At 68.9% G+C, this 22,608-nt stretch carries 17 protein-coding genes and 2 pseudogenes; 14 read left to right on the forward strand and 5 right to left on the reverse strand.

What is annotated here, in order from left to right; translation table 11 throughout:
- Positions 1–202, forward strand: a pseudogene (locus A5692_RS30410) (hypothetical protein); the annotation flags it as partial.
- Positions 203–208: 6 nt separating this feature from the next.
- On the opposite strand, the pseudogene otsB reads toward A5692_RS30410, so the two are convergent.
- Positions 209–2,857, reverse strand: a pseudogene (gene otsB, locus A5692_RS13665) (trehalose-phosphatase); the annotation flags it as partial.
- Between the two features lie 418 nt (positions 2,858–3,275).
- Here otsB and A5692_RS13670 point away from each other — a divergent pair.
- The 5 genes from A5692_RS13670 to A5692_RS13690 all read left to right on the forward strand — a co-directional run bounded on the left by A5692_RS13670 (position 3,276) and on the right by A5692_RS13690 (position 8,771).
- On the forward strand, positions 3,276–4,163 hold the full coding sequence (locus A5692_RS13670; protein WP_068056862.1) for a universal stress protein: 888 nt from the start codon (positions 3,276–3,278) through the stop codon (positions 4,161–4,163).
- Between the two features lie 15 nt (positions 4,164–4,178).
- The gene (locus A5692_RS13675; protein ID WP_156766075.1) at positions 4,179–5,639 is read left to right on the forward strand and encodes a bifunctional aminoglycoside phosphotransferase/ATP-binding protein; all 1,461 of its coding nucleotides are present in this window, start codon (positions 4,179–4,181) and stop codon (positions 5,637–5,639) included.
- Between the two features lie 99 nt (positions 5,640–5,738).
- Positions 5,739–6,737 carry an NAD(P)H nitroreductase gene (locus A5692_RS13680; RefSeq protein WP_082962683.1) on the forward strand — a complete coding sequence of 333 codons (999 nt, stop codon included), beginning with the start codon at positions 5,739–5,741 and terminating at the stop codon, positions 6,735–6,737.
- Positions 6,738–6,787: 50 nt separating this feature from the next.
- Positions 6,788–7,891, forward strand: a complete 1,104-nt coding sequence (locus A5692_RS13685) for a 3-oxoacyl-ACP synthase III family protein (protein WP_068056865.1) — start codon at positions 6,788–6,790, stop codon at positions 7,889–7,891.
- Positions 7,875–8,771: a 3-oxoacyl-ACP synthase gene (locus A5692_RS13690; protein ID WP_068056816.1), complete on the forward strand. Its 897-nt coding sequence runs from the start codon at positions 7,875–7,877 to the stop codon at positions 8,769–8,771. The genes A5692_RS13685 and A5692_RS13690 overlap by 17 nt, the downstream gene beginning before the upstream one ends.
- 42 nt (positions 8,772–8,813) lie before the next feature.
- Here A5692_RS13690 and ppsA read toward each other — a convergent pair whose 3' ends face one another.
- Positions 8,814–11,219 carry a phosphoenolpyruvate synthase gene (ppsA, locus tag A5692_RS13695; protein ID WP_068056820.1) on the reverse strand — a complete coding sequence of 802 codons (2,406 nt, stop codon included), beginning with the start codon at positions 11,217–11,219 and terminating at the stop codon, positions 8,814–8,816.
- 23 nt (positions 11,220–11,242) lie between these two features.
- Positions 11,243–11,407, reverse strand: coding sequence for a hypothetical protein (locus A5692_RS29080; RefSeq protein WP_156766076.1), 165 nt, complete (start codon positions 11,405–11,407; stop codon positions 11,243–11,245).
- Between the two features lie 107 nt (positions 11,408–11,514).
- On the opposite strand from A5692_RS29080, the gene A5692_RS13700 reads away from it, so the two are divergent.
- Positions 11,515–12,891 carry a wax ester/triacylglycerol synthase family O-acyltransferase gene (locus A5692_RS13700; RefSeq protein ID WP_068056822.1) on the forward strand — a complete coding sequence of 459 codons (1,377 nt, stop codon included), beginning with the start codon at positions 11,515–11,517 and terminating at the stop codon, positions 12,889–12,891.
- Here A5692_RS13700 and A5692_RS13705 read toward each other — a convergent pair.
- On the reverse strand, positions 12,886–13,566 hold the full coding sequence (locus tag A5692_RS13705; RefSeq protein WP_068056824.1) for a PAS and ANTAR domain-containing protein: 681 nt from the start codon (positions 13,564–13,566) through the stop codon (positions 12,886–12,888). The two genes, A5692_RS13700 and A5692_RS13705, sit on opposite strands and share 6 nt — an antisense overlap.
- A gap of 90 nt (positions 13,567–13,656) precedes the next feature.
- Entirely contained in the window at positions 13,657–14,106 is a 450-nt protein-coding gene (locus A5692_RS13710; protein WP_068056866.1) for an Hsp20/alpha crystallin family protein, read from the reverse strand.
- Positions 14,107–14,250: 144 nt separating this feature from the next.
- Between A5692_RS13710 and A5692_RS13715 the strand changes: the two genes are divergently transcribed.
- From A5692_RS13715 to A5692_RS13745, 7 genes are all read left to right on the forward strand, one after another.
- Positions 14,251–14,628, forward strand: coding sequence for a helix-turn-helix transcriptional regulator (locus tag A5692_RS13715; RefSeq protein ID WP_068056828.1), 378 nt, complete (start codon positions 14,251–14,253; stop codon positions 14,626–14,628).
- 78 nt (positions 14,629–14,706) lie between these two features.
- Positions 14,707–15,243 carry a DUF1360 domain-containing protein gene (locus A5692_RS13720; RefSeq protein ID WP_068056830.1) on the forward strand — a complete coding sequence of 179 codons (537 nt, stop codon included), beginning with the start codon at positions 14,707–14,709 and terminating at the stop codon, positions 15,241–15,243.
- Positions 15,244–15,643: 400 nt separating this feature from the next.
- A complete protein-coding gene (locus A5692_RS13725) occupies positions 15,644–16,351 on the forward strand; it encodes a GAF and ANTAR domain-containing protein (protein WP_068056832.1) in 708 nt (235 codons plus the stop codon).
- Positions 16,352–16,405: 54 nt separating this feature from the next.
- On the forward strand, positions 16,406–17,587 hold the full coding sequence (locus A5692_RS13730) for a zinc-dependent alcohol dehydrogenase (RefSeq protein WP_068056834.1): 1,182 nt from the start codon (positions 16,406–16,408) through the stop codon (positions 17,585–17,587).
- A 69-nt stretch (positions 17,588–17,656) separates the two neighbouring features.
- Positions 17,657–19,807 (forward strand): glycogen debranching protein GlgX, encoded by a 2,151-nt coding sequence (glgX, locus tag A5692_RS13735; RefSeq protein ID WP_068056836.1) that lies wholly within the window; start codon positions 17,657–17,659, stop codon positions 19,805–19,807.
- Positions 19,808–19,950: 143 nt separating this feature from the next.
- On the forward strand, positions 19,951–21,705 hold the full coding sequence (locus A5692_RS13740; protein WP_068056838.1) for a diguanylate cyclase domain-containing protein: 1,755 nt from the start codon (positions 19,951–19,953) through the stop codon (positions 21,703–21,705).
- A 91-nt stretch (positions 21,706–21,796) separates the two neighbouring features.
- A complete protein-coding gene (locus tag A5692_RS13745; RefSeq protein ID WP_082962685.1) occupies positions 21,797–22,564 on the forward strand; it encodes an SDR family oxidoreductase in 768 nt (255 codons plus the stop codon).
- Positions 22,565–22,608: the final 44 nt, after the last annotated feature.

Here is a 22,608-nt window from a genome sequence, read left to right on the forward strand (position 1 = left end):
GCTGCGCGACCGCCTCGACCTGGTCGGCAAGGTCGACCTCAAGAGCGACGAGCTGGGCCGCTGGGAGCACGTGACGCGCCGGATGTACGTCCCCTTCCACGACAACGTCATCAGCCAGTTCGAAGGCTATTCCCAATTGGCCGAGCTGGACTGGGAGGGCTATCGGCGGCGTCACGTGCTCCCAGCGGCCCAGCTCGTCGCTCTTGAGGTCGACCTTGCCGACCAGGTCGAGGCGGTCGCGCAGCGGAAGCAGGTCCAGGGCGTCCATCGCCCGCAGGATCGTCCAGACCGCCATGACGTTGGTGTAGGCGTTGTTGTCGATCCCGTCGTACTCCTTGCCCGGGTAGCCCGAATGGAACTCGTCGGGGCCGATGATGCCGTTGATCGTGTAGCGGCCGCGGTTCTCGTCGAACCCGGCGAGCCCCACCCAGAACCGGGCGATCTCGACCAGCATCTCCGCGCCGTAGTCGACCAGGAATTGCCGGTCACCGGTCACCTGGTAGTGCTGCCACGTGTTGTAGGCGATGGCCAGGCCCACATGGTGGGCGCGGGCGCTGGCGTCCGGGTTCCACCGGCCGGACTGCGGATTGAGGTGCAGCTCCTGGCTCACCTCGCGCCCGTCGCTGCCGGACTGCCACGGATACATCGCGCCCCGGTAGCCGGCCCTGCGCGCCGCCCGGCGGGCCTCGGGCAGCCGCCGGTAGCGGTAGAGCAGCAGGGAGCGCGCCACGTTGGGCATGCGGACGCTCAGCACCGGGGAGACGAAAAGCGAGTCCCAGAAGACATGCCCGCGGTATGCCTCGCCGTGCAGGCCCCGCGCGGGCACCCCGGCGTCGAGCTCGGCGGTGTGCGGCGACAGCGTCTGCAGCAGGTGCACCAGGTGCAGCCGGAGGATGCGCAGCGCGTCGGGACCGTCGGTCAGGCCGATGGCGCATTGTTCCCACAGCCGGTCCCAGGCGCGGGCGTGCTGACGGTGCAGCTCGGCGTAGCGGTCCGCGGCGTCGAGGTGCAGCTGGGCGGTGCTCGCCGGTTCCGAGATCGCGCCGTCCCGGCCGGTGAAGATGGTCGCGATCTTCTCGCAGGTGACAGATTGCCCCGCGGCGAGTGTCACCTGGATGTCGTGACCACCGCGGCCGGCTTCCCGCACGAGTGTGTAGTGCGCGTCGGCGCGTGCGTTGCCGCACCACACGGTGCTGCGCGCGGCCACCGCGATGGCGATGCGGGACTGCGTCGTTTCGGTGCGCAATATGACCGCGTCCTCCGCGGATTCGTCGATCACCGGCGATGCGAGGTGTGTGCTCGACAGCGAGCGGTAGCGCTCCACCATGGTGTTGCGCACGCCGCCGTCCAGCAGTGACCGGAATTCCACTGTGCCCGACCAGTTCTCGGCCGCGATGATGGTCCGCATGGCGAGCACGTGCGGCTGGTCCATCGAGGCGAACCGTTCTTGGGTCATCCTCGTGATCTGCCCCGCGGCGTCGGTGAATCGCAGCGCGCGGGTCAGCGTCGCGTGCCGCAGGTCGAACGTCTGCCGGTAGGACAACACCTTGGTGTCGTCGATGTGAAACCACGGACCGCCGTTGATCCGGAACGTCAGCGACAACCAGTTGGGCAGGTTGACCAGGCTCTCGTTCTCGACGGTCCGGCCGGCGATCCGGTCGGTCAACGTGTTGTAGACCCCGGCCGCATAGGTTCCCGGGTAGTGCGCCTCGGTGGCGGTTGCCTCCGGTGCGCAGCCGCGGGTGGCGACGTAGCCATTGCCGACGGTGCACAGCGTTTCGCGCAGCCGCTCGTATGCGGGGTCATAGCCCTCGTAGACGATTTCCCACGGATCGTGCGGCGCGGCGGCCGCATCGTGCAGATCGTCGGCCAGCCGGCGGACGAAGTCGCACACTGCGGGCGGGTCGGCGAGGCTGAACAGCGCGGCAGATGTGCGGTCCCCGTCCTCGTTGTGCCGCAACGCGATTCCGACCCCGTCGAACTGCACCGCGTCGAAGGCGTCCTCGTCGCTGATGTCGTCGCCGACGTAGATCGGCAGCATGGTGCCGGAGCCGGCGTCCTGGATCTGTTCGAGGATTCCGCGCAGGGTTCTGCCCTTGTCCGAGTCCAGGACGGGCCGAAGCTCTATGACCTTGCGGCCCATGGCGATCCGCAGGCATTCGGATCGCCCGCATTTTCGTGCCGTGGCGATCACGCGGTCGACCTCCCGCGGGTCGACGTTGCGGTAATGAATGGCGACGGCAAACCGCTTGCGCTCCACGTAGATCCCGGAGACGTCGCTGAGCAGCTGTGCCAGCCGGTCGGCCGCGCGCTCCAGGGCGCCCGCGGCCTCGCCGGCGGCGGCGTTCTCGTGGTGGGTGCCGTCGGGTGCGACCAGCTCGAAGCCGTGACTGCCCGCGTACCAGATCCCGTCGACCTGCACGCGTTCGCGAAGGTCGCCCAGATCGCGGCCGCTGATCACCGCAACAGGGCACTGCGTGGCCAGCGCACGCAGCGCTTCGCGAGCGCCCTCGACCAGCGCGACAGACTCCGGGTGGGCGGCGATCTCCGCCAGCGTGCCGTCGAAGTGCAGGAAAACGGCCGGCCGCCGGCTGGCCACCAGTTCTTTGATCTGGCTGTAGACGCCCATCGCGTCGGCGATGGTCGACAAGGGGGAGCCCCCGCGTCGCAGCGAGATCTCCGCCAGGTCGGCGGAGACGGTGTCCGCCCCGCACGACAGCAGTCCGTCGCCTCCCCCGTTGCGCTCCAGGCCGATGACCAAGCCGAAGCCCGCGTCCCGGGCGGCCGCCACGCCCGCCTCGTCGCAGTCGATCAGGACACAGCGCACCGGGCGCACGCCCAGGCGCGTCACGGTCATGCTCAGCGCCGCGTCGGCTTGCTCGGCGGTATCGAGCGCGCCGACGGCGACGCCGACGAGTTCCTCGATTCCCGCGGCGCGCAACAGGGCCGCGCAGTCGCGGGTGGACGAGTAGACGGCGGTGGCGACGCCGGTGTCGCGCAGCCGCTGCAGGAATCCGGCCGTCGAATCGCGGGCCTCGGCCGCGTCCGGTGCAATCTGTGCGACAACACAGTCGAGCCCCAGGATCACCGCGTCGTGGTAGCGCTTGTCGACAGTGACTGGCCGTTCGCTCACGCTGGTGAGGATGCCATAGCGCGTGCGGCGGTCAAGGGCCGTCGACGCAGCGGGGCCTCATGGCCATGCGGTTGGTGACTAAAGCCTCATGCCCGACGATGGTTCGCGCCATAGCGTTTTGGGCGAGGAGAGGGAGAAGATCATGTCCGCACTCGCAAACCGCCATGGCATCGTCGTCGGAATCGACGGATCGCCGGCCTCCAACGCCGCCGTCTGTTGGGCGGCCCGGGACGCCGCCCTGCGGCACGTCCCGCTGACCGTGGTCCACATGGTGAACGCCACCGTGCCGATGTATCCGGCCCTGCCCTTGTCGACCGGGGTGGCGGTGTGGCAGGAGGAGCAAGGCCGCGAGGTCCTTGAGCAGGCCGTCAAGATCGCCGAGGAGGCCGTCACCACCGACCGCAAGGTCGACGTCCGCAGCGAGCTCAGGTGCGCGCCCCCGGTGCCCACCCTGGTCGAGATGTCCAAAGAGGCCGAGATGGTCGTCGTGGGCAGCAACGGCCGCGGGGCGCTGGGCAGGCTGTTGTTGGGCTCGGTGAGCGGCAGCGTGGTGCGCAGCGCGCGCTGCCCGGTCGCGGTGATCCGCGACGAAGACCCGCTCATGGAGCATCCGCAGCAGGCCCCGGTGCTCGTGGGCGTCGACGGCTCACCCGCCTCGGAGGCCGCGGTGGGCGTCGCGTTCGACGAAGCGTCGCGTCGCGGTGTCCAGCTGACGGCGCTGCACGCATGGAGCGACGTCGACGTCTTCGAACTGCCCGGGGTGGATTGGTCGGCGGTGCGGGGCGAAGCCGAACGGAGCCTGGCCGAGCAATTGGCCGGCTGGCAGGAACGCTATCCCGACGTCACCGTGCAACGGGTCGTCGTCGCCGACCGCCCGGCCCGCCAGCTCATCGAGCAATCGGAATCGGCCCAACTCGTCGTCGTGGGCAGTCACGGCCGCGGTGGCCTGTCCGGCATGTTGCTGGGCTCGGTCAGCAACGCCGTCGTCCACTCGGTCCGGATGCCGGTGATCGTCGCGCGGCCGTCCTAGGGTCGCGCCGCCGCCGTGCCGTATCTGGATCTGCACGAAACCCACACGGGCGTCGTCATTCTCGCCGGCGACCGCGCATACAAGGCCAAGAAGCCGGTGCTGACCGACTTTCTCGACTTCCGCGCGCCGCAGCAGCGCGAGCACGCCTGCCGCCGGGAGGTCGAACTCAACAGCCGGCTCTCGCCCGAGAGCTACCTCGGCGTCGCCCACCTCATCGACCCGCTCGGCGGGCCGGCCGAGCCGGTGGTGGTCATGCGGCGCTACCGCGACGAGGACCGCCTCGCGTACCTGGTGGCCCACGACACCGGAGAGTCCGTGCACCGCGTGCTGGACGCGGTCGCGGCCGTGTTGGCCCGCTTCCACGAACGCGCCGAGCGCGGCGAGCGGATCGACGCCCAGGGCGAGGCCGCCGCGATCGAGGGGCGCTGGCGGGAGAACCTGTCCGAACTGGAACGGTATGCGAACCAACCGATTTCGGGTATAGCTGAAAATGAGGTAGCTCGCGTGCAGCGCCTGCTGGCCCAGTTCGTCGCCGGGCGCGCGCCGCTGTTCGCGCGGCGCATCCGCGAGGGGTGCATCGTCGACGGGCACGGCGACCTGCTCGCCGACGACATCTTCTGGGTCGACGGAAAACCGGCGCTGCTGGACTGCCTGGAGTTCGACGACGAACTGCGTTACGTGGATTGCATCGACGACGCCGCCTTCCTCGCGATGGACCTGGAGTTCCTGGGCCGCAAGGACTTCGCCGACTACTTCCTGCAACGCTACGCCGCGCATGCGGGCCGGGCGACGCCGCCGGCGCTGTCCGACTTCTACATCGCCTACCGGGCCGTGGTGCGCGCGAAGGTGGACTGCGTCCGGGTTTGGCAGGGCAGCCCGGGCGCGTCCGACGACGCCGCCCACCACCTGGCCATCGCCACCCGGCACCTGCAGAGCGGCACCGTTCGGCTTGCGCTCGTCGGCGGCAACCCGGGCACCGGAAAGTCCACCGTGGCCCGCGGCCTGGCCGAATCGTTTGGGGCGCAGCTTATTTCCACCGACGACGTGCGCCGGGAGCTTCGGGACTCGGGCGCCATCGCCGGTGAGCCCGGCGTGCTGAACGCCGGGCTCTATAGTCCCGACCAGGTCGCGGTGGTCTACGAGACCACCCTCCGCCGCGCGCGGCAGTTGCTGGGCGAGGGGCACTCGGTGATCCTCGATGGCACCTGGCGCGCCCCGCGGACGCGGGAGGCGGCTCACCGGCTGGCCACCGAGACGCATTCGGCGCTGGTCGAATTCGTGTGCTCGGCGACCGCCGACGTGGCGGCCGACCGGATCAGGACCAGGCCCGCGGGCAATTCGGAGGTGACCCCGGAGATCGCCGCCGCCCTGGCCGCCGGGCACTCCGACTGGGACGGCGCGCACCGGATCGACACGTCGCGGCACCCGGACCTCGTCGCTCGCGAGGCGCACGACCTCTGGGTGTGCGCGACGTAACAGCCCTCAGGAGGTGCCAACGTCCCGGCCGCCGGGGACCAACGGCCCTGCCCGCACCCGCCACACGGGCATACAGTTTGCCTTACCGAAGTCGACGAAATGGTGGAGATGGACGCGAAAGTGCCGACCGAGCAGGTCATCCGGGACGCGGTGGCGCTCGCGTGCCGCGCGCCTTCGCTGCACAACAGCCAGCCCTGGCAGTGGGTGGCCGACGGCACGAGGCTGCACCTGTGGGCCGACCCGCGCCACGCGATGCACGCCACGGACCACACCGGCCGGGAGCTGATCCTGAGCTGCGGCGCCGTCCTCGACCACCTGCGGGTCGCCATGGCCGCCGCGGGCTGGGAAAGCGTCACCGAACGTTTTCCCACCGCGGGCAGACCGGATCACCTCGCGAGTGTGGGCTTTCTGCCCGCGGAGAACGTGACGGCGCAATGCCGGCAGCGGGCCGACGCGATCCTTCGCCGCCGCACCGACCGGCTGCCCCTGGGCGCACCGACCGCCTGGCCCACGCTGCATTCGGTTCTGAGCCGCGCGGTGACCCCGTACGACGTGTCGCTGGACGTGGTCGACGACGACGAGCGGCCGAGGCTGGCTGAGGCGTCGCGGCTCACCGAGCAGTTGCGCCGAAGCGATACGTCCTACCTGACCGAATTGCGTTGGTGGACGTCGCCCTTCGAAGCGAACGCCGACCACGTGCCCGAAAGCGCCCTGCTGTCCAGTTCCGAGGCCGCACGCGTCGACATCGCCCGCGTGTTCCCGCCGGCGGGCGGGGGCCGCCGCCGCGCCGCGATCGAGGCGGACCACTCCAAGATCGTGGTCCTGTCCACCCATCACGACGATGCGCCGGCCGAAGTGCTGCGCTGCGGTGAGGCGCTGTCGGCGGTGCTGCTCGAATGCACGTTGGCCGGCATGGCCACCTGCACGCTGACCCACATGACGGAGATGTCGCTGAGCCGCGACATCATCAGGCAGATCACCGGTGGCTCCGGCCAGCCGCAGCTGCTGATCCGGGTCGGCCGGTCACCGGCCAAGGACCCGCACGAGAAACCCACCTCCCGGCGTCCGGTGACCGAAGTCCTCCAGATGCGTGGGTGACCGGACATGCCCAGGACTACGGCAAGGACGAAGCCAAGGAGGTGCCATCGATGACTCGGCACTGGCTGGTGATGGAAACAACGGGGAAGGGCGGTGAGGCCCCCTTCGTGGCGCGGGTCGCGGCCGCGGGCCGGCATCTGCCCGGAACCCACCTGACGACCGACGAGCTCATGGCGTCCACCCGCCACCGCACCCACATCGACCTGGAACGGCTGACCGGGATCCGCGAACGGCGGGTGTCGGTGGGCGACGAGGATTCCTACACCCTGGCCAGCTCGGCGGCGCTGAACTGCCTGGCCACCGCGCAGCAGGATCCGGCGGCGCTGGACGTGGTGATCAGCTGCAGCATCACCAAGTTCCGCGACGGGCTGACCCAGTGGCTCGAGCCCACCATGAGCAGCGCCGTGGCGCGCGGGATCGGGGCGGTGAACGCGATGACGTTCGACGTGTCCAACGCGTGCGCCGGAATGCTCACGGGCGTAACGATTTTGAACAACTGGATCCGTCAGGGTGTCGTCGAGCGCGGGCTCGTCGTCAGCGGCGAGTACATCTCGCAGCTCAGCAACAACGCCGCCCGGCACATTCGCAACATCATGAGCAAGGAGCTGGCCTGCCTGACCCTGGGCGATGCCGGCGCGGCGCTGCTGCTCGAGCGGGCGCCGGCCGGTTCGGCCGGCATCGCCCTGGCGGGCTTCACCACCGTCGCCGACTACAGCCGGCTCTGCCTGGCGTATCCGCAGGGGGACGACCCGGGCGCGCGGATGTTCACCAACTCCCGCGCCATCCAGAAGGCCGCGATCGCGAACACCCCGCTGCTGTTGAGCGAAGTGCTTGACACCGTCGGTCTTTCGATCCACGACATCGACCACGTCATCACCCACCAGACGTCCGCGCGCGCCATCCGCAAGGGAATGGCCCGGATGTCGGAGGTGTTCGGCGACAGCCCGCGCCACGACGCGGTGATCACCGTCGACCGCTACGGAAACACCGCCTCCACGACCCACACGGTGGCGCTCGTCGAGGAACTCGAGGCCGGGCGGATCAGACCCGGTGAGCGAATCGCGTTGCTGGCGTTGGCCTCCGGGTTGGAGATCGGTGTGGTCTTGATGACCCTGGACGAGGATGTGGTGAGCCGCTATGGGCACGGTGATTGATCGGATCGACGTCTCGCATCCGCGGCTGCGGGGACGCCACAGCGCGTTGCACCTGGCCGTCGTCGCCGCCAAGGACTGCCTGAAGCGGGCCGGATGCGAGGCTAAAGACCTCGACCTCGTCGTCAACGCCGGCATTTACCGCGACCGCAACCTCGGTGAGCCGGCGCTCGCCGCGCTGATCCAGGACGACATCGGCGCCAACCCCGAGGACCCGCACGCCGGAGCCCACGGCACCTTCTCCTTCGACATCGCCAACGGCACGTGCGGGCTGCTGACGGCGCTGCAGATCGTCGACGGGTTCATGCGCAGCCGCGCCATCCGGCGCGCGCTGGTGGTCGCCAGCGACGCCGATCCCGGGCACGGGATGAGCGAGCACTTCGGGTTCTCTGCCGCCGGCGCGGCGATGCTGTGTGGCTGGTCCGACGACGACTACGGCCTCAGCCGCGTCTCCTGGGTGAACGACCCGAGCGAAGTCGGCGACGAAACCTTCAGCGCCACAGTTGGTTTCGCCGATTCTCGCAACGTTCTGCGCTTTTCCGAGTCGGCGGCGATGGACGAGCGGTTCGCCGCGGCGGCCGGGCGGGCGGTGTCGGCGTGCCTTGCCGAGCAGTCGGTGCGGTTGTCCGACCTCGACGCGATCGTCGCCGCCCCCGCCCGGCCCGGATACCGCACGGCGCTGGGCGCCCGGCTGGGCGTGCCGGTCGAGGCGATCAGCGTCGCCGACGACGAACGCATGCATACCGCCGCCCTGGTCGCCGCGTTCGGGCAGCGGGCCGAGCGGTTGCCGGCTGGCGCGCGGGTCCTGTTCGTCGCGGCCGGGGCCGACGTCGTCGCCGGCGCCGCCCTCTATCGCCAGCCACCCCGGGTCACGGGGCGATAGCCCACAACCACGTCAAGCGAAATTGCGCTCAGTCACCCTCGATCACTGCAGTTGCACCGCACGCTCGAGGTCCAGGATCTGCCGGGTGGTCTTGACCACCACGTCGGGGTTCAGGCTGATCGAGTCGATGCCGCAGCGAACCAGGAACTCGGCCATGTCGGGGTAGTCCGACGGCGCCTGACCGCACAACCCGGAGTGAATCCCGTTGCGGCGGCAGCCCTCCACGGCCAGGCGGATCAGCTCCTTGACGCCCTCGTCGCGTTCGTCGTAGTCGAAGGCCACGATCTCGCTGTCTCGATCGACGCCGAGGGTCAGCTGGGTGAGGTCGTTGGACCCGATGGAGAACCCGTCGAAGCGCTTGGCGAACTCGTCGATGAGGATGACGTTGTTGGGGATCTCGCACATCGCGTACACCTTGAGCCCGTTCTCACCTCGGCGCAGACCGTGCTTGGCCATCTCCGCCAGGACGAGGTCCGCCTCGGCCACCCGGCGCACGAACGGCAACATCAGCACGACGTTGGTCAGCCCCATCTGTTCGCGCACCCGCTTCATCGCCCGGCACTCCAGCGCGAATCCCTCGGCGTAGGCAGGGTGCGCATAGCGCGACGCGCCACGGAAGCCGATCATCGGGTTGCTCTCGGTGGCCTCGAAGTCGCTACCGCCGACCAGGCTGGCGTACTCGTTGGTCTTGAAGTCCGACATCCGCACGACGACGGGCTTGGGCCAGAAGGCGGCGGCGATGGTGCCGATCCCTTCCGACAGGCGCTCCACGAAGAATTCGGCGCCGTCGGAATAGGCGTACGTCAGCGTTTCGATGGTCCGCCGGGCCTCGGGATCGTTCACCCGGTCGGGGTGGAGCAGCGCCAGCGGGTGCACCCGGATGTACTCGTTGATGATGAACTCCATCCGGGCCAGCCCCACGCCGTCGTTCGGCAGAAACGACGTCTTGAACGCCAGATCCGGGTTGCCGAGGTTGAGCATGATCTCGGTGTGCGGGCGCTCCTGGTCGGACACCTCGGTGCGATCGACGCGAAAGTTCAACTCGCCGCGGTAAACCCGGCCGGTGTCGCCCTCCACGCACGACACCGTGACCACCTCGCCGTCGGGAACGCGCGTGGTGGCGTCACCCGCGCCGACGACGGCGGGGATGCCGAGCTCGCGGGCGATGATCGCCGCGTGGCAGGTGCGCCCGCCGCGGTTGGTGACGATGGCCGCGGCGATCTTCATGATGGGTTCCCAGTCGGGCGTGGTGACGTCGGCGACCAGCACGTCGCCGGGCTGGAACTCCGACAGCTTTCCGAGGTTGTCCATCCGCCTGGCGATGCCCGTGGCGACCTTCTCGCCGACCGAGCGGCCCTCGGCCAGTACCTCCTTGCGTTCGGCACCCTTGCCCTCGAGCACGTAGCTTTCGATCACCGTCTGGCTGCGCTGGGAAGCCGCGGTCTCGGGGCGCGCCTGGACGATGTAGAGCCGCCCGTCGAGACCGTCCTTGGCCCATTCGATGTCCATCGGCCGCCCGTAGTGGCCCTCGATGGCGAGGGCGTAGCCGGCGAGCTCGAGGACGTCGTCGTCGGTGACGCAGAACCGGGCCCGGTCGGCCCTCGGCGTGGGGATGTTGCGGGTGGTGTTCTTCGTCTCGCCCTCGACGAAGATCATCTTGACCGCCTTGTCCCCGATCAGCCGGCGCAGCACCGCCCGGTGGCCGGCCTGATACGTCGGCTTGTGGACGTAGAACTCGTCGGGGTCGACGGCGCCCTGGACCACGTTCTCGCCGAGCCCGTAGGCGCCGGTGATGAATACGACGTCGTGGAAGCCGGATTCGGTGTCCAGGGTGAACATCACGCCCGACGAGGCGAGGTCGGAGCGCACCATCTTCATGACGCCGATCGACAGCGCCACCTTGAAGTGGTCGAAGTCCTGGTCGATCCGGTAGTGGATGGCCCGGTCGGTGAACAGGCTGGCGAAACACCGGCGGCAGGCGTCCAGCAGGCTTTCGGTGCCCTTGATGTTGAGGAAGGTCTCCTGCTGGCCGGCGAAGCTGGCTGTCGGCAGGTCCTCGGCGGTCGCCGAGCTGCGCACGGCCAGGCTGACGTCTTCGCCGTATTCCTCCTGAAGCTGACGGTAGGCCGCCGTGATCTCGGCGGCGAGCTCCGGGGGAAGCCCTGCGCCGTAGACGATTTCGCGGGCCCGCTTGCCCCTGCGTGCCAGCGCGGTGACGTCGTCGGGGTCCAGGTCGTCGAGCGCGGCGTGCAGCGCGTCCCACGCGCCGGCGCTGTCCAGCACGTGCCGGTAGGCCTCGGCAGTGATCGCGAACCCATGCGGGACCCGTACGCCCTGTCCGGTCAGCTTCTGGAACATCTCGCCCAGCGAGGCATTCTTCCCGCCGACCAGCGGGACGTCGGAGATGCCGATCTCTTCGAAGAAGCGGACGTAGGTGAAATCGCTCATGGTGTTCTTCCTCCGGGGGGGCATCAATACGCGTCGTAGATGCGGCAGCAGATCGACGTCGATCGGGCGGCGTTCGCGGACCGGGCCCGTGCGTGGCGCCCGTGCAGAGGGTCGGGCAGTGCGGTCAGGTCGGTGCGGGACGAGGCGGCGAAAGCATCTGCCTCGCTGCTCAATTGCTTTCCCGTCACCCCCTCACGATATGGCCGGGGGCGCGCCGCCACAGCCGCCGTTTGACCTCAGTAGTTGGGGACTTACGGCCCTGCCAGCAGGGCATTGCGGCGCGGAAGGTAGCACCATGGAGCAATTGACCGCCCTGGACGCCGGTTTCCTGGAGGTCGAAGACTCCGATCCCCACGTCAGCCTGGCGGTGGGCGGGGTGTCGATCGTGGAGGGACCGGCCCCGACGTACAAAGAGTTCGCCGCGTCGTTCGCCAAACGGGTCGAGACGATCCCGCGCTGCCGGCAGGTCCTGCGCACCCACCCGCTCGACCTGCGGCCGCCGGAATGGGTGGACGACCCCCGCTTCGACCTCGCGCGCCACCTGCACCGGGTCGCGCTGCCGCACCCCGGCGGCGACGCGGAGCTGTTCGAGATGATCGCCACGCTGATGGAACACCGGCTCGATCGGGAGCGCCCGCTGTGGGAATGCTGGATCATCGAGGGGCTCAGCAAGGGCCGGTGGGCGGTGCTGACCAAGATTCACCACTGCATCGCCGACGGCATCGCGACGACCCAGCTGTTGGCGAAGTTCAGCGACGAGGGCGACGGGGACACCTTTGCCGCCGACGTCGGCGCCGCGAAAAAGCCCGCGCCTTCTGACGCGCCGAAGGTCAGCCTCAACCCCTTGAGCTGGGTCGGCGGCCTCGGTCGAAGCGCGTTCGGCGCGGTGGCCGCGGCCGAACACGCGGCGATCGGGGTGGCCGAGCTGGCGGCCGGTCTGCTGCACCCCGCCCCGGAGTCGTCACTGCACGGGTCGGTCACCACGCTGCGGCGGTACAGTGCCGCACGCGTCGGTTTGGCCGACATGAACAAGGTCGCCCGGGCATTCGACGTCACGCTGAACGACGTTGCGCTGGCCGCGATCACGCACAGCTATCGGGCCGTCTTGCTGGCGCGCGGGGAGCAGCCCGGCCCGGATTCCCTGCGCACCCTGGTTCCCGTCTCGGTGCGTGCGGTCGACCATTTCCATGTCGCGGGCAACCGCGTCTCGGCGATGCTGCCGTTGCTGCCGGTCGACGAGCCCGATCCACTGCAGCAGCTCAAGCTCGTGCACGACCGACTTGCCCGCGCCAAGGCGAGTGGCCAGAGCGAGGGCGGCAGCGCGGTGGTGGTGGCGGCCAATCGCACCCCGTTTGCGTTGTCCGCGTGGGCGATTCGGTTGCTCTCGCGGTTGCCCCAGCGGGCGGTGGTCGCGTTGGCGACCAACGTGCCCGGGCCGCGCGGCCGGCAGCGGCTGATGGGCCGCCGGGTGCTGGAGCTGCTGCCGATTCCGCCGATCGCGCTGCAGGTGCGCACCGGCATCGCGATGCTCAGCTACGCCGACACCTTCGTCTTCGGCATCACCGCCGACTACGACACCGCCCCGGACATCGATACCCTCGCCGCCGGCATCGAGAAGGGCATGGGCCATCTCGTCGCCGCCGCCCGTGGCCGGCACCGCAAGTCGTCATGACCCGTCGGCGCGGGCGATGCGTTGATGCGCGGTGAGCATCAGGTGGTCGAACTGCGCTTGGGTGTTGGGGGGCAGGCCGGCGCCGCGGAAGTCTTGGGCGATCTGCTCGGCGAGCGGCCGCAGCTTGATATTCGCTTCCTGCGAAAGCCATTTGAGCAACTCGAAGGCCGCGCTTTCGCCGATGCCGTAGACCAGCATCAGCATGCCCTTGGCCTGTTCGATGCCGGCCCGGTTCTCGCTGATCTCGGCCAGCCTGGCGCTGACAAGCTCCTCGTTCGCCTGTCCCGCCCCCGGTGAGACGTCGATATAGAAGCCCTGCGTTCCGACGACGTCGCCGTCGTCGTCGAAGAATCGGTCGCCCACCACGACGACCTGGCGCACGTTGCCGGCGGTGTCGATGATGCGATGGCGGGTGCTGAACGCCTGGCGGGTGTTGACGATCTGATCGATGGTGGCCGCGACCTGCCCGCGATCGTCCGGATGCTTGTGCGAGAGCACCAGTTCGGTGGTGGGGGTGACGGTGCCGGGCTCGTACCCGTGCATCCGTTGGACCTGCTCCGACCACTCCCAGCGCTGGTCGGCGAAGTAGAAGCGAAACCAGCCGGCCGGTTGTGCGGCACCGCCGGCCAACGCCCGTTCGACGTCAGCCGTTTGGCCGTCGAGTTCCCACTTCATGTCGCACCTGGTCTCCCTTAGGGGCAGTCGAGCCGGGGTGGGGCGGCGGCCGGTGCGCCCGGCACGGACCCGGGCCGCCGCCCGCCCCGGTCAGGCGTTGATGACCTCGTGCTGCTTGGCGTTGTCGTCGATGGCCGTCTGCGCGCCGCCGTGCTCGACGGTGATCTTGCGCGGCTTGGCCCGTTCGGCGACCGGAATGCGCAGTCGCAGAACGCCTTCGCGGTAGGACGCCTCGATCTTGTCGGTATCGAGGTTCTCACCGAGGACCAGTTGCCGACTGAACACCCCGCGCGGCCGCTCGGTGGCCAGCATCTCGCGGTTGGGGTCCAGGCCGGGCCGCTCGGCGCGCACGGTCACCACGTTGCGCTCGATGTCGATGTCGAGTGAGTCGACCTTGATGCCCGGGAGGTCGAACTCGACGACGAACTCCTCGCCCTGGCGCCAGGCGTCCATCGGCATCACCGCCGGCCGGGCGGCCGTGCCGAACGCCTGCTGGGTAAACCGGTCGAGGTCACGGAAGGGGTCGCTACGCATCAGCATGGTGGTCACCTCTCACTCCAATCTAGGCTGTGGTGCGGCAATTACCTATGTCTAATGACATAGATTTTATATAGCACTGTCGACACAATGGTGCAAGTGTGATAAATAAATTTTCCGAGCCAGCCAGCTTCGAGGAGACGCGTGATGACCGACCAACGCGGCGATTCCGGCGCCCCGGCGCCCGATCACGGCGTGTACGGCATCTCGGTGGCCGCCGAGCTTTCGGGCATCGCGGTGCAGTCGTTGCGCCTCTACGAACGCCACGGGCTGGTCACGCCGGCGCGCAGCAACGGCGGTACCCGGCGCTACAGCGCCGCCGACCTGGCCCGGCTCAAGCGCATCAGTGAGCTCGTCGACGCCGGCGTCAACCTGGCCGGGATCGCCCGCATCCTCGACCTCGAGGACCACAACGCGTCGCTCTCGGCGGCCAACACCGACCTGCGGTCCACCAACCGGACGCTGCGCAAGGCCGTCAGGGGCACGAAGTTCACCGGCGCCGCCTCCGGCGATCAGGGCGCCTGACCGGCCCCGCGGTCCGCCGATTGCGCCCACCGCCACCGGGTACCCAGCCTGCTGTGCCCCTGAGTTGAAGGAGATGCAATGGGAGACGTGGCGGAGGCCAAGGCCCAGGTGGTCGACGGCGCACGGCGCGAAGCGGACGCGTATCGCGGCGAGGCGCCCCGGCCGCTGGGCGGCTACGTGGCGGTGCTGGCGATCTACGGCGTCGTGGTGGCCGTCGCGACCGCCGCCGCGCTGCTCAGCGGGCGCACGCTACCGAGTCGCTGGCGAATCCAGGACCTGGTCACGATCACCCTGGGCACCCACAAGCTCTCCCGGACCCTGACCAAGGACGCGGTGACCAGCCCGTTGCGCGCGCCGTTCACGCGCTACGCGGGCACCGGCGGGCCGGCGGAGGTCATGGAGGAGGTCCGCGACGAAAGCCCGCTCCGGCACAGCCTGGGGGAGCTGCTGACCTGTCCATTCTGCCTGGACATGTGGGTGGCGACCGGCTTCGCGATCGGCCTGGTGTTCGCGCCGCGATTCACCCGCCTGATCGCGGGCGTCTTCACGGTGCTGGCCGGCGCCGACTTCCTGCAGCTGGCCTACGCGAAGGCCCAGCAGTCGGCCGAAGGCTGACCGGCGCTGAGCCGGTCTTGGGCATCGGGATGCCCTCGCTGGCCGCGAACAGCGCGTCGGTCAGGTAGGCCAGCGACACCGCCCACCGGTTGATGCCCCCGCGGGATCGCGCGACCGGCACGTCGAGGCCGACGGCGGTGGCGGGCGAACTGGGTGATGGTCGCGAAAAACGTTCATTACCAGCGTATTCCGCGTATGCAATGGTGGCGTCGGACGCAGCTCGGGCGATCGGCGCTTGGAGCTTGCGCTTCGCTAATTGGCTTATAGACTTCGCTTGGTGGGTTGACACACCGAACTCACATTTCCAACGATCGAACACGCGAGGCTTGGCTCTCGAAACGAAGCGTGCCCACATACGCCCCCAGAGCGGTCGCCCGGGGGGCCTGCGAAGGGGGATGCTATGCACAACGGCAGTGCGGTGGTCGTCGCCCAGCTCGCCGAGATGGTGTCCAACCTCGAACGCCGGGAAATCGATACCGCGGCGGGGTTGAACGAGCTCATCGGCAACGGCGTTCTGCACGTGGCGGGCTCGCAGTACGCCGGGATCACCCTCGCCGAGCGCAGCAAGTCCGTCACCAATGTGGCCGCCACGCACCGTTACCCGGTCCTGTTGGACGAGATCCAGAACCGATACGCGGAGGGGCCGTGTGTGGAGGCCGCCTGGCGTCACCACGTGATGCACGTCGAGGACCTCAGCGAAGAGGAGCGGTGGCCGCGCTATCGGCGGCACGCGCTGGAGCAGACCCCGATTCGATCCATCCTGTCCTACGAGTTGTTCGTCGACCGTGGCAGCATGGCCGCGCTCAACTTCTACGCCGACGCCCCGCACGCGTTTCCCGACGACTCGCTGGAGCTCGGCGCCGTTTACGCCACGCACATCGCGCTGGCGTGGTCGATGCTGCGCCGCCAGGACCAGTTCCGCAGCGCACTGGCATCGCGGGACATGATCGGTCAGGCCAAGGGAATCATCATGGAGCGCTTCAACCTCGATGCCATCGAGGCGTTCGAACTGCTCACCCGGCTCTCGCAACAGTCCAACACCAGGCTCATCGACATCGCCCGGGGACTCATCGAGAGCGAACATCCACTCAAACGCTGTCACGACTAGCGGGCCGCATGGGCCGGAGTTTCGCGCCTGCCCAGACGGGTATGTGCCATCCACATGAAAGCTGTTACGTGGCACGGCAAGCGCGACGTGCGGGTGGAATCGGTGCCCGACCCCAAGATCGAGAGGCCCACCGACGCCATCATCGAGGTCACGTCGACCAATATCTGCGGATCAGATCTGCATCTGTATGAGATCCTCGGGGCGTTCATGAAGCCCGGAGACATCCTGGGGCACGAACCCATGGGAATCGTGCGGGAGGTCGGCGACGAAGCGGGCGACCTGCGGGTCGGGGACCGGGTCGTCATCCCGTTCCAAATCTCTTGTGGCAGTTGCTACATGTGCGACCACCAGCTCTACACCCAATGCGAGACGACCCAGGTGCGCGAGCAGGGCATGGGCGCGGCACTGTTCGGCTACTCGGAGCTCTACGGCGAAATCCCCGGCGGCCAAGCCGAGCTGCTGCGCGTCCCTCAGGCGCAGTTCACCCACATCAAAGTCCCTGTGGGACCGCCGGATTCGCGATTCGTCTACCTGTCCGACGTGCTGCCCACCGCGTGGCAGGCGGTGGCCTACGCCGACATCCCGGACGGCGGCACGGTGACCGTGCTCGGCCTGGGGCCCATCGGCGACATGGCCGCGCGCATCGCACATCATCTGGGCTACCGGGTGTTCGCCGTCGACCTGGTGGCCGAACGCCTGGGACGCGCCGCGCAACGCGGCATCCACACCATCGACCTGGGGCGCCTGGATTCCTCGCTGGGCGACGCGATCCGGGACCTGACCGACGGGCGGGGCTCCGACTCGGTCATCGACGCGGTGGGCATGGAAGCGCACGGTTCCCCGGCGGCCCGGCTGGCCCAGCAGGCCACCGGAATGCTGCCGGACGTCTTCGCCAAGCGGCTCATGCAGACCGCCGGGGTGGACCGGCTCAGTGCGCTGTATTCCGCCATCGATATCGTGCGTCGCGGCGGCACGATATCGCTGATCGGGGTGTACGGCGGGATGGCGGACCCGCTGCCGATGCTCACCCTGTTCGACAAGCAGGTGACGCTGCGGATGGGCCAGGCGAACGTGAAGAGGTGGGTTGACGACATCATGCCGCTGCTCACCGACGACGACCCCCTCGGTCTCGACACCTTCGCCTCCCACGTGCTGCCGCTCGACGCGGCCCCGCACGCGTACGAGATCTTCCAGAAGAAGCAGGACGGGGCGGTCAAGGTCATCCTCAAGCCGTGAAAAACCTTGGGGTGCAACCCCTTCCGAGCGGCCGTTTGGGGGTGCCGCGGGTAGGGTATTGATTGCGCCATGACCTCCGCAGAAACGCCCGCCCCCACGCCCACCGGAGAGGTGTGGCCGGGCCGGGCCTATCCCCTGGGCGCGACCTACGACGGTGCGGGCACCAATTTCGCCGTGTTCAGCGAAGTGGCCGAACGGGTGGAGTTGTGCCTGTTCGACGCCGACGGCACCGAGAGCCGGGTCACACTGCCCGAGGTCGACGGATTCGTCTGGCACGCCTACATCCCCAACATCGAGCCCGGCCAACGTTACGGCTACCGCATCCACGGACCGTACGATCCGCAGAACGGTCTGCGGTGCAACCCGAACAAGCTGCTGGTGGACCCCTACTCGAAGGCCATCGACGGCTCGTTCGAGTGGGACCAGGCCCTGTTCAGCTACAACTTTGGCGACCCGGACAGCCGCAACGACGACGACTCCGCCGCCTTCATGCCGAAGTCGGTGGTGATCAACCCCTACTTCGACTGGGGCAACGACCGGCCGCCGGACCACCAGTACGCCGACACGGTCATCTACGAGGCGCACGTCAAGGGCCTGACGCAGACCCACCCGGACATCCCCGAGCAGCTGCGTGGCACGTACGCCGGCGTGGCCCACCCGGTGATCATCGAGCACCTCAAGAGCCTCGGGGTCACCGCCATCGAGCTGATGCCGGTGCACCATTTCGCCAACGACTCCACCCTGGTCGACAAAGGCCTCTCGAATTACTGGGGCTACAACACGATCGGGTTCTTCGCGCCCGACTTCAAGTACTCCAGCGCCACCTCTCCCGGCGGGCAGGTGCAGGAGTTCAAGGCGATGGTGCGGGCCCTGCACGAGGCCGGGATCGAGGTCATCCTCGACGTCGTCTACAACCACACCGCCGAGGGCAACCACATGGGCCCGACACTGTCGATGCGGGGGATCGACAACGCCGCCTACTACCGGCTGGTCGACGACGACAAGCGCTACTACATGGACTACACCGGCACGGGCAACAGCCTCAACGTCGGGCACCCGCACGCGCTGCAGCTGATCATGGACTCGCTGCGCTACTGGGTGCTCGAGATGCACGTCGACGGCTTCCGGTTCGACCTGGCGGCGACGCTGGCCCGAGAGTTCTACGACGTGGATCGCCTCGCGGCGTTTTTCGAACTCGTGCAACAGGATCCGACAGTCAGTCAGGTCAAGCTGATCGCCGAACCCTGGGACGTCGGGCCGGGCGGATACCAGGTCGGCAACTTCCCGCCGCAGTGGACGGAATGGAACGGCAAGTACCGCGACGCCGTCCGCGACTTCTGGCGCGGGGAGCCGTCCACGCTCGACGAGTTCGCCTACCGGCTGACCGGGTCCGCCGACCTGTACGAGCACACCGCGCGCCGGCCGGTCGCCTCGATCAACTTCGTCATCGCCCACGACGGCTTCACGCTGCGCGACCTGGTGTCCTACAACGAAAAGCACAACGAGGCCAACGGCGAGGACAACAACGACGGCGAAAGCCACAACCGGTCATGGAACTGCGGCGCGGAGGGTCCCACCGACGACGAGGGCGTCAACGCCCTGCGGGCCCGCCAGCAGCGCAACTTCCTCACCACGCTGCTGCTGTCGCAGGGTGTGCCGATGATCTGCCACGGCGACGAGCTGGGCCGCACCCAGAACGGCAACAACAACGGCTACTGCCAGGACAACGAGCTCACCTGGATCGACTGGGCGAATGCCGACAACGGCCTGCTGGAGTTCACCCGGGTGGTATCGGCGCTGCGCGCCAACCACCCGGTCTTCCGCAGGCGCCGCTTCTTTTCCGGCAAGCCGCTGGGCCGCCGCGGCCAGGACGGGCTGCCCGACATCGCCTGGTTCACCCCGGAGGGCACCGAGATGACCGAGGAGGACTGGGGCGCGGGGTTTGCGAAATCCGTCGCGGTGTTCCTCAACGGGCACGGCATCCCCGACCGGGACCCCCGGGGGCAACGGGTGCTCGACGACTCGTTCCTGTTGTGTTTCAACGCCCATTACGAGGCGATCGAATTCACACTGCCGCCAAAGGAATTCGGCGCCGCATGGCAGCTCGTGGTGTTCACCGGGCCCGACGAGGAGACGCCCGCGGAGGAAGTGCCCGGGGGAGGCACCTTCACCGTGGACGCGCACACCGCCGTGGTCTTGCAGGCGCCCGACGGAGGCTGACCCGCACCGGCGGTGCGGCCGGCGATCGTGCACCATCGGTGACCTTTCGCCCACAGGTTGGTTACCTTGTGCCCTCCGCCGCCGGACGCCCCTTCCCGCACACTGTCGGTTGCGCCGCCGGTGGGGGGAGGAAGGGGCAGCCGATGGAAAGGTCGAGCCCCGACGCGTGCCTGAACGACGTGGCCTGGTGCAGGCGGATCGCCCTGCTGGTGGTATTTGCCCTTGCGGCCATGACGTGGGTGGGCTGGGCGGCCGGCATCGACTGGCTGACCCGGATCGATCCGGCCTGGCCGCAGATGATGCCGTGGACGGCGTTGTGGCTGCTAGGGCTGGCTGCGGCGATCCTGTTGCAGTCGGGCCGCCCGTCGCGCGGGCGGGTCTGGGCCGGGCGGGGCTTCGCCCTGGTGGTGGGTGCCTTTGCAGCCATCACCACCGTGGAGTACGTGGTCGGTGGGCCGTCGACCGGCCTGGACCTGGTGTGGTTCTCCGACGCGATACGCACGTCGCAACAGACGTGGCCGGGGCGTCCCAGCGCGCAGACGACGTCGTCGGTCCTGCCCCTGGCGGCGGCCGCGGCGCTGATTCGCGTGGATCGCGGTACCCGCGTGGTCTGGCCCGCGTGCATGGTGGCCGGCGCGCTTATCCCGTCCGTCACGGTCGGGGCCTACCTGTTCGGCGCGTTGGCGCTGGTGGGCTTCTCGCCGTCGACCGGCCAGGCGCTCATGACGGCCGTGGCCCTGCTGCTGCTCGCCGCCGCGACGACGCTGGCACGTCCCGACCGGTCTCCGGTCGCCTGGCTGCTCGCCCGACCCGACAAGAAGACGCTGCTGCGGTTGGCGGTTCTGCTGGCCGCCCTTCCGGTCGTCGTCGCGCTGTCGCGGCCCTTCTTCCTGCGGCTTCATCTGGGCGAGCACGCGGACTGGACCTTTTCGATAATGCTGGGCACGGCCGTCGTCGGGGCGATCACGTTCTACTTCATCCAGCGCGAGCAGAAACTGCTGATCGAGAAGGAGCTGGTCAGCAAGCAACGCGCCGACGCTGAGGCGCGCTACCGCCTCATCGCCGACAACGCGGTGGACATCGTCGTGCACGTGCGGGACGGCGAGGTCGCGTGGGTTTCGCCGTCCGTGGAGGCCGCCCTGGGCCGGCCGGCCGAGGGCTGGACCGGCTCGGATTTCGACCGGCACATTCATCCGCAAGATCTCGAGACGGTCACCGCCGCCCTGCAGAGGGTCGCCGGCGGCGAATCGGTCCTGCAACGGTTCCGGGTGCGCTCCGCCGACGGCAAGTACCACTGGGTCGAGGGCCACGGCAAACCGTATGTCGACGACGAGGGCAACACCGACGGTCTGATCGCCGCGGTGCGCATCATCGACGACCAGGTCCAGGCGGAGCGGCGGCTAGAACGGATGGCACGGTTCGACACCCTCACCGGCCTGATGAATCGGGCCGAGACCATCAGCCGGCTCGAGGCCGCGCTGCAGAAACCGCGGCCCCTCGGGACATACGTCGGGGTCCTCTTCTGCGACGTCGACCGCTTCAAGGAAATCAACGACACCTGGGGCCACGGCGTCGGCGACGGTGTGCTCACCACCCTCGCCACCAGGATCCGCGCAAGTGTGCGCGGGGGGGACACGGTGGGCCGGATGGGGGGTGACGAGATCCTCGTCCTCCTGCCCGACATCCACAGCAGCGACGAGCTCGCCCGGATCGCGGACAAGATTCGCTGCCGTGCCGCCGAACCCATCCAGACATCCGGAAAGGTCTTGTCCACGACGCTGAGCATCGGCGCCACGCTCGCGTTGCCCGGCGAGTCCGTTGACACGATCACGGCCCGGGCGGACACGGCCATGTATCGGGCCAAGCAAGGTGACCGGAACACCGTCGTCCGGATTTGAGTGGCCCAACCCTCACCGCGTGACGGGCGATGTCCGGTAGGTTCTTGCCGACGGCAGCACGTTACAAGAGAGGGCAAATATGTCAAGGACAGTGGTGGTCGGCGCCTCGAGTGGACTCGGTCGCTGCATCGGCGTGGGCCTCGCCCAGCGCGGCGATCAGGTCGCGCTGTTGGCCCGGCGCCGCGAACGCATCGAGGCGGCGGCCAGGGACGCCGGCCCGGGCGCGATCGCCATCGAATGCGACGTCACCGACGAGGCGTCGTGTCGGTCGGCGATCGCCGCCGCCGCCGACGCCCTGGGCGGTATCGACAACGTCGTCTACACCCCCGCCGTCGGCCCGCTGGTCCGCATGGTCGACACCGACGCCGCGACCTGGCGGCGCATCTTCGACACCAACGTCGTCGGCGCGGCGTTGGTGACGGCCGCGGCGGTGCCGCACCTGACGGTCTCGGCGGGCAAGGCGGTGTACCTGTCCTCCGACGCCGGCACGTTCGGGCCGCCGTGGCCGGGCCTGGGCGCGTACGGCGTCAGCAAGGCGGCCCTCGAGCGGATGGTCGACGCGTGGCGGGCCGAACACCCCGACATCGGCTTCACCACGCTCATCGTCGGCGAATGCCCGGGTGGCGAAGGGGACGCGGCCACGGGAATGAACATCGGCTGGGACATGGACCTCGCGATGAAGGCCGTGCCGCTGTGGGCCTCCCGCGGCTGCATGCCCGGCAAGCTGATGCCGGTCGAGGACCTCATCGACGTGGTGCACACCATCCTGCGGACCAACGCCGCGACCTCGATGCCGGTGGTGGTGGCCAGGGGCGCGCCCGCGAGCCCCGCGGTGTTCGCCGATTCCGCGCAGTCCTAGCGGGTCTGCGGGTCTGCGCGTCCGCGCGTCCGCGGGTCCGCGCG

Origin of the sequence: Mycobacterium sp. E342 (assembly GCF_001667665.1) — a bacterium.
Classification (GTDB): domain Bacteria; phylum Actinomycetota; class Actinomycetes; order Mycobacteriales; family Mycobacteriaceae; genus Mycobacterium.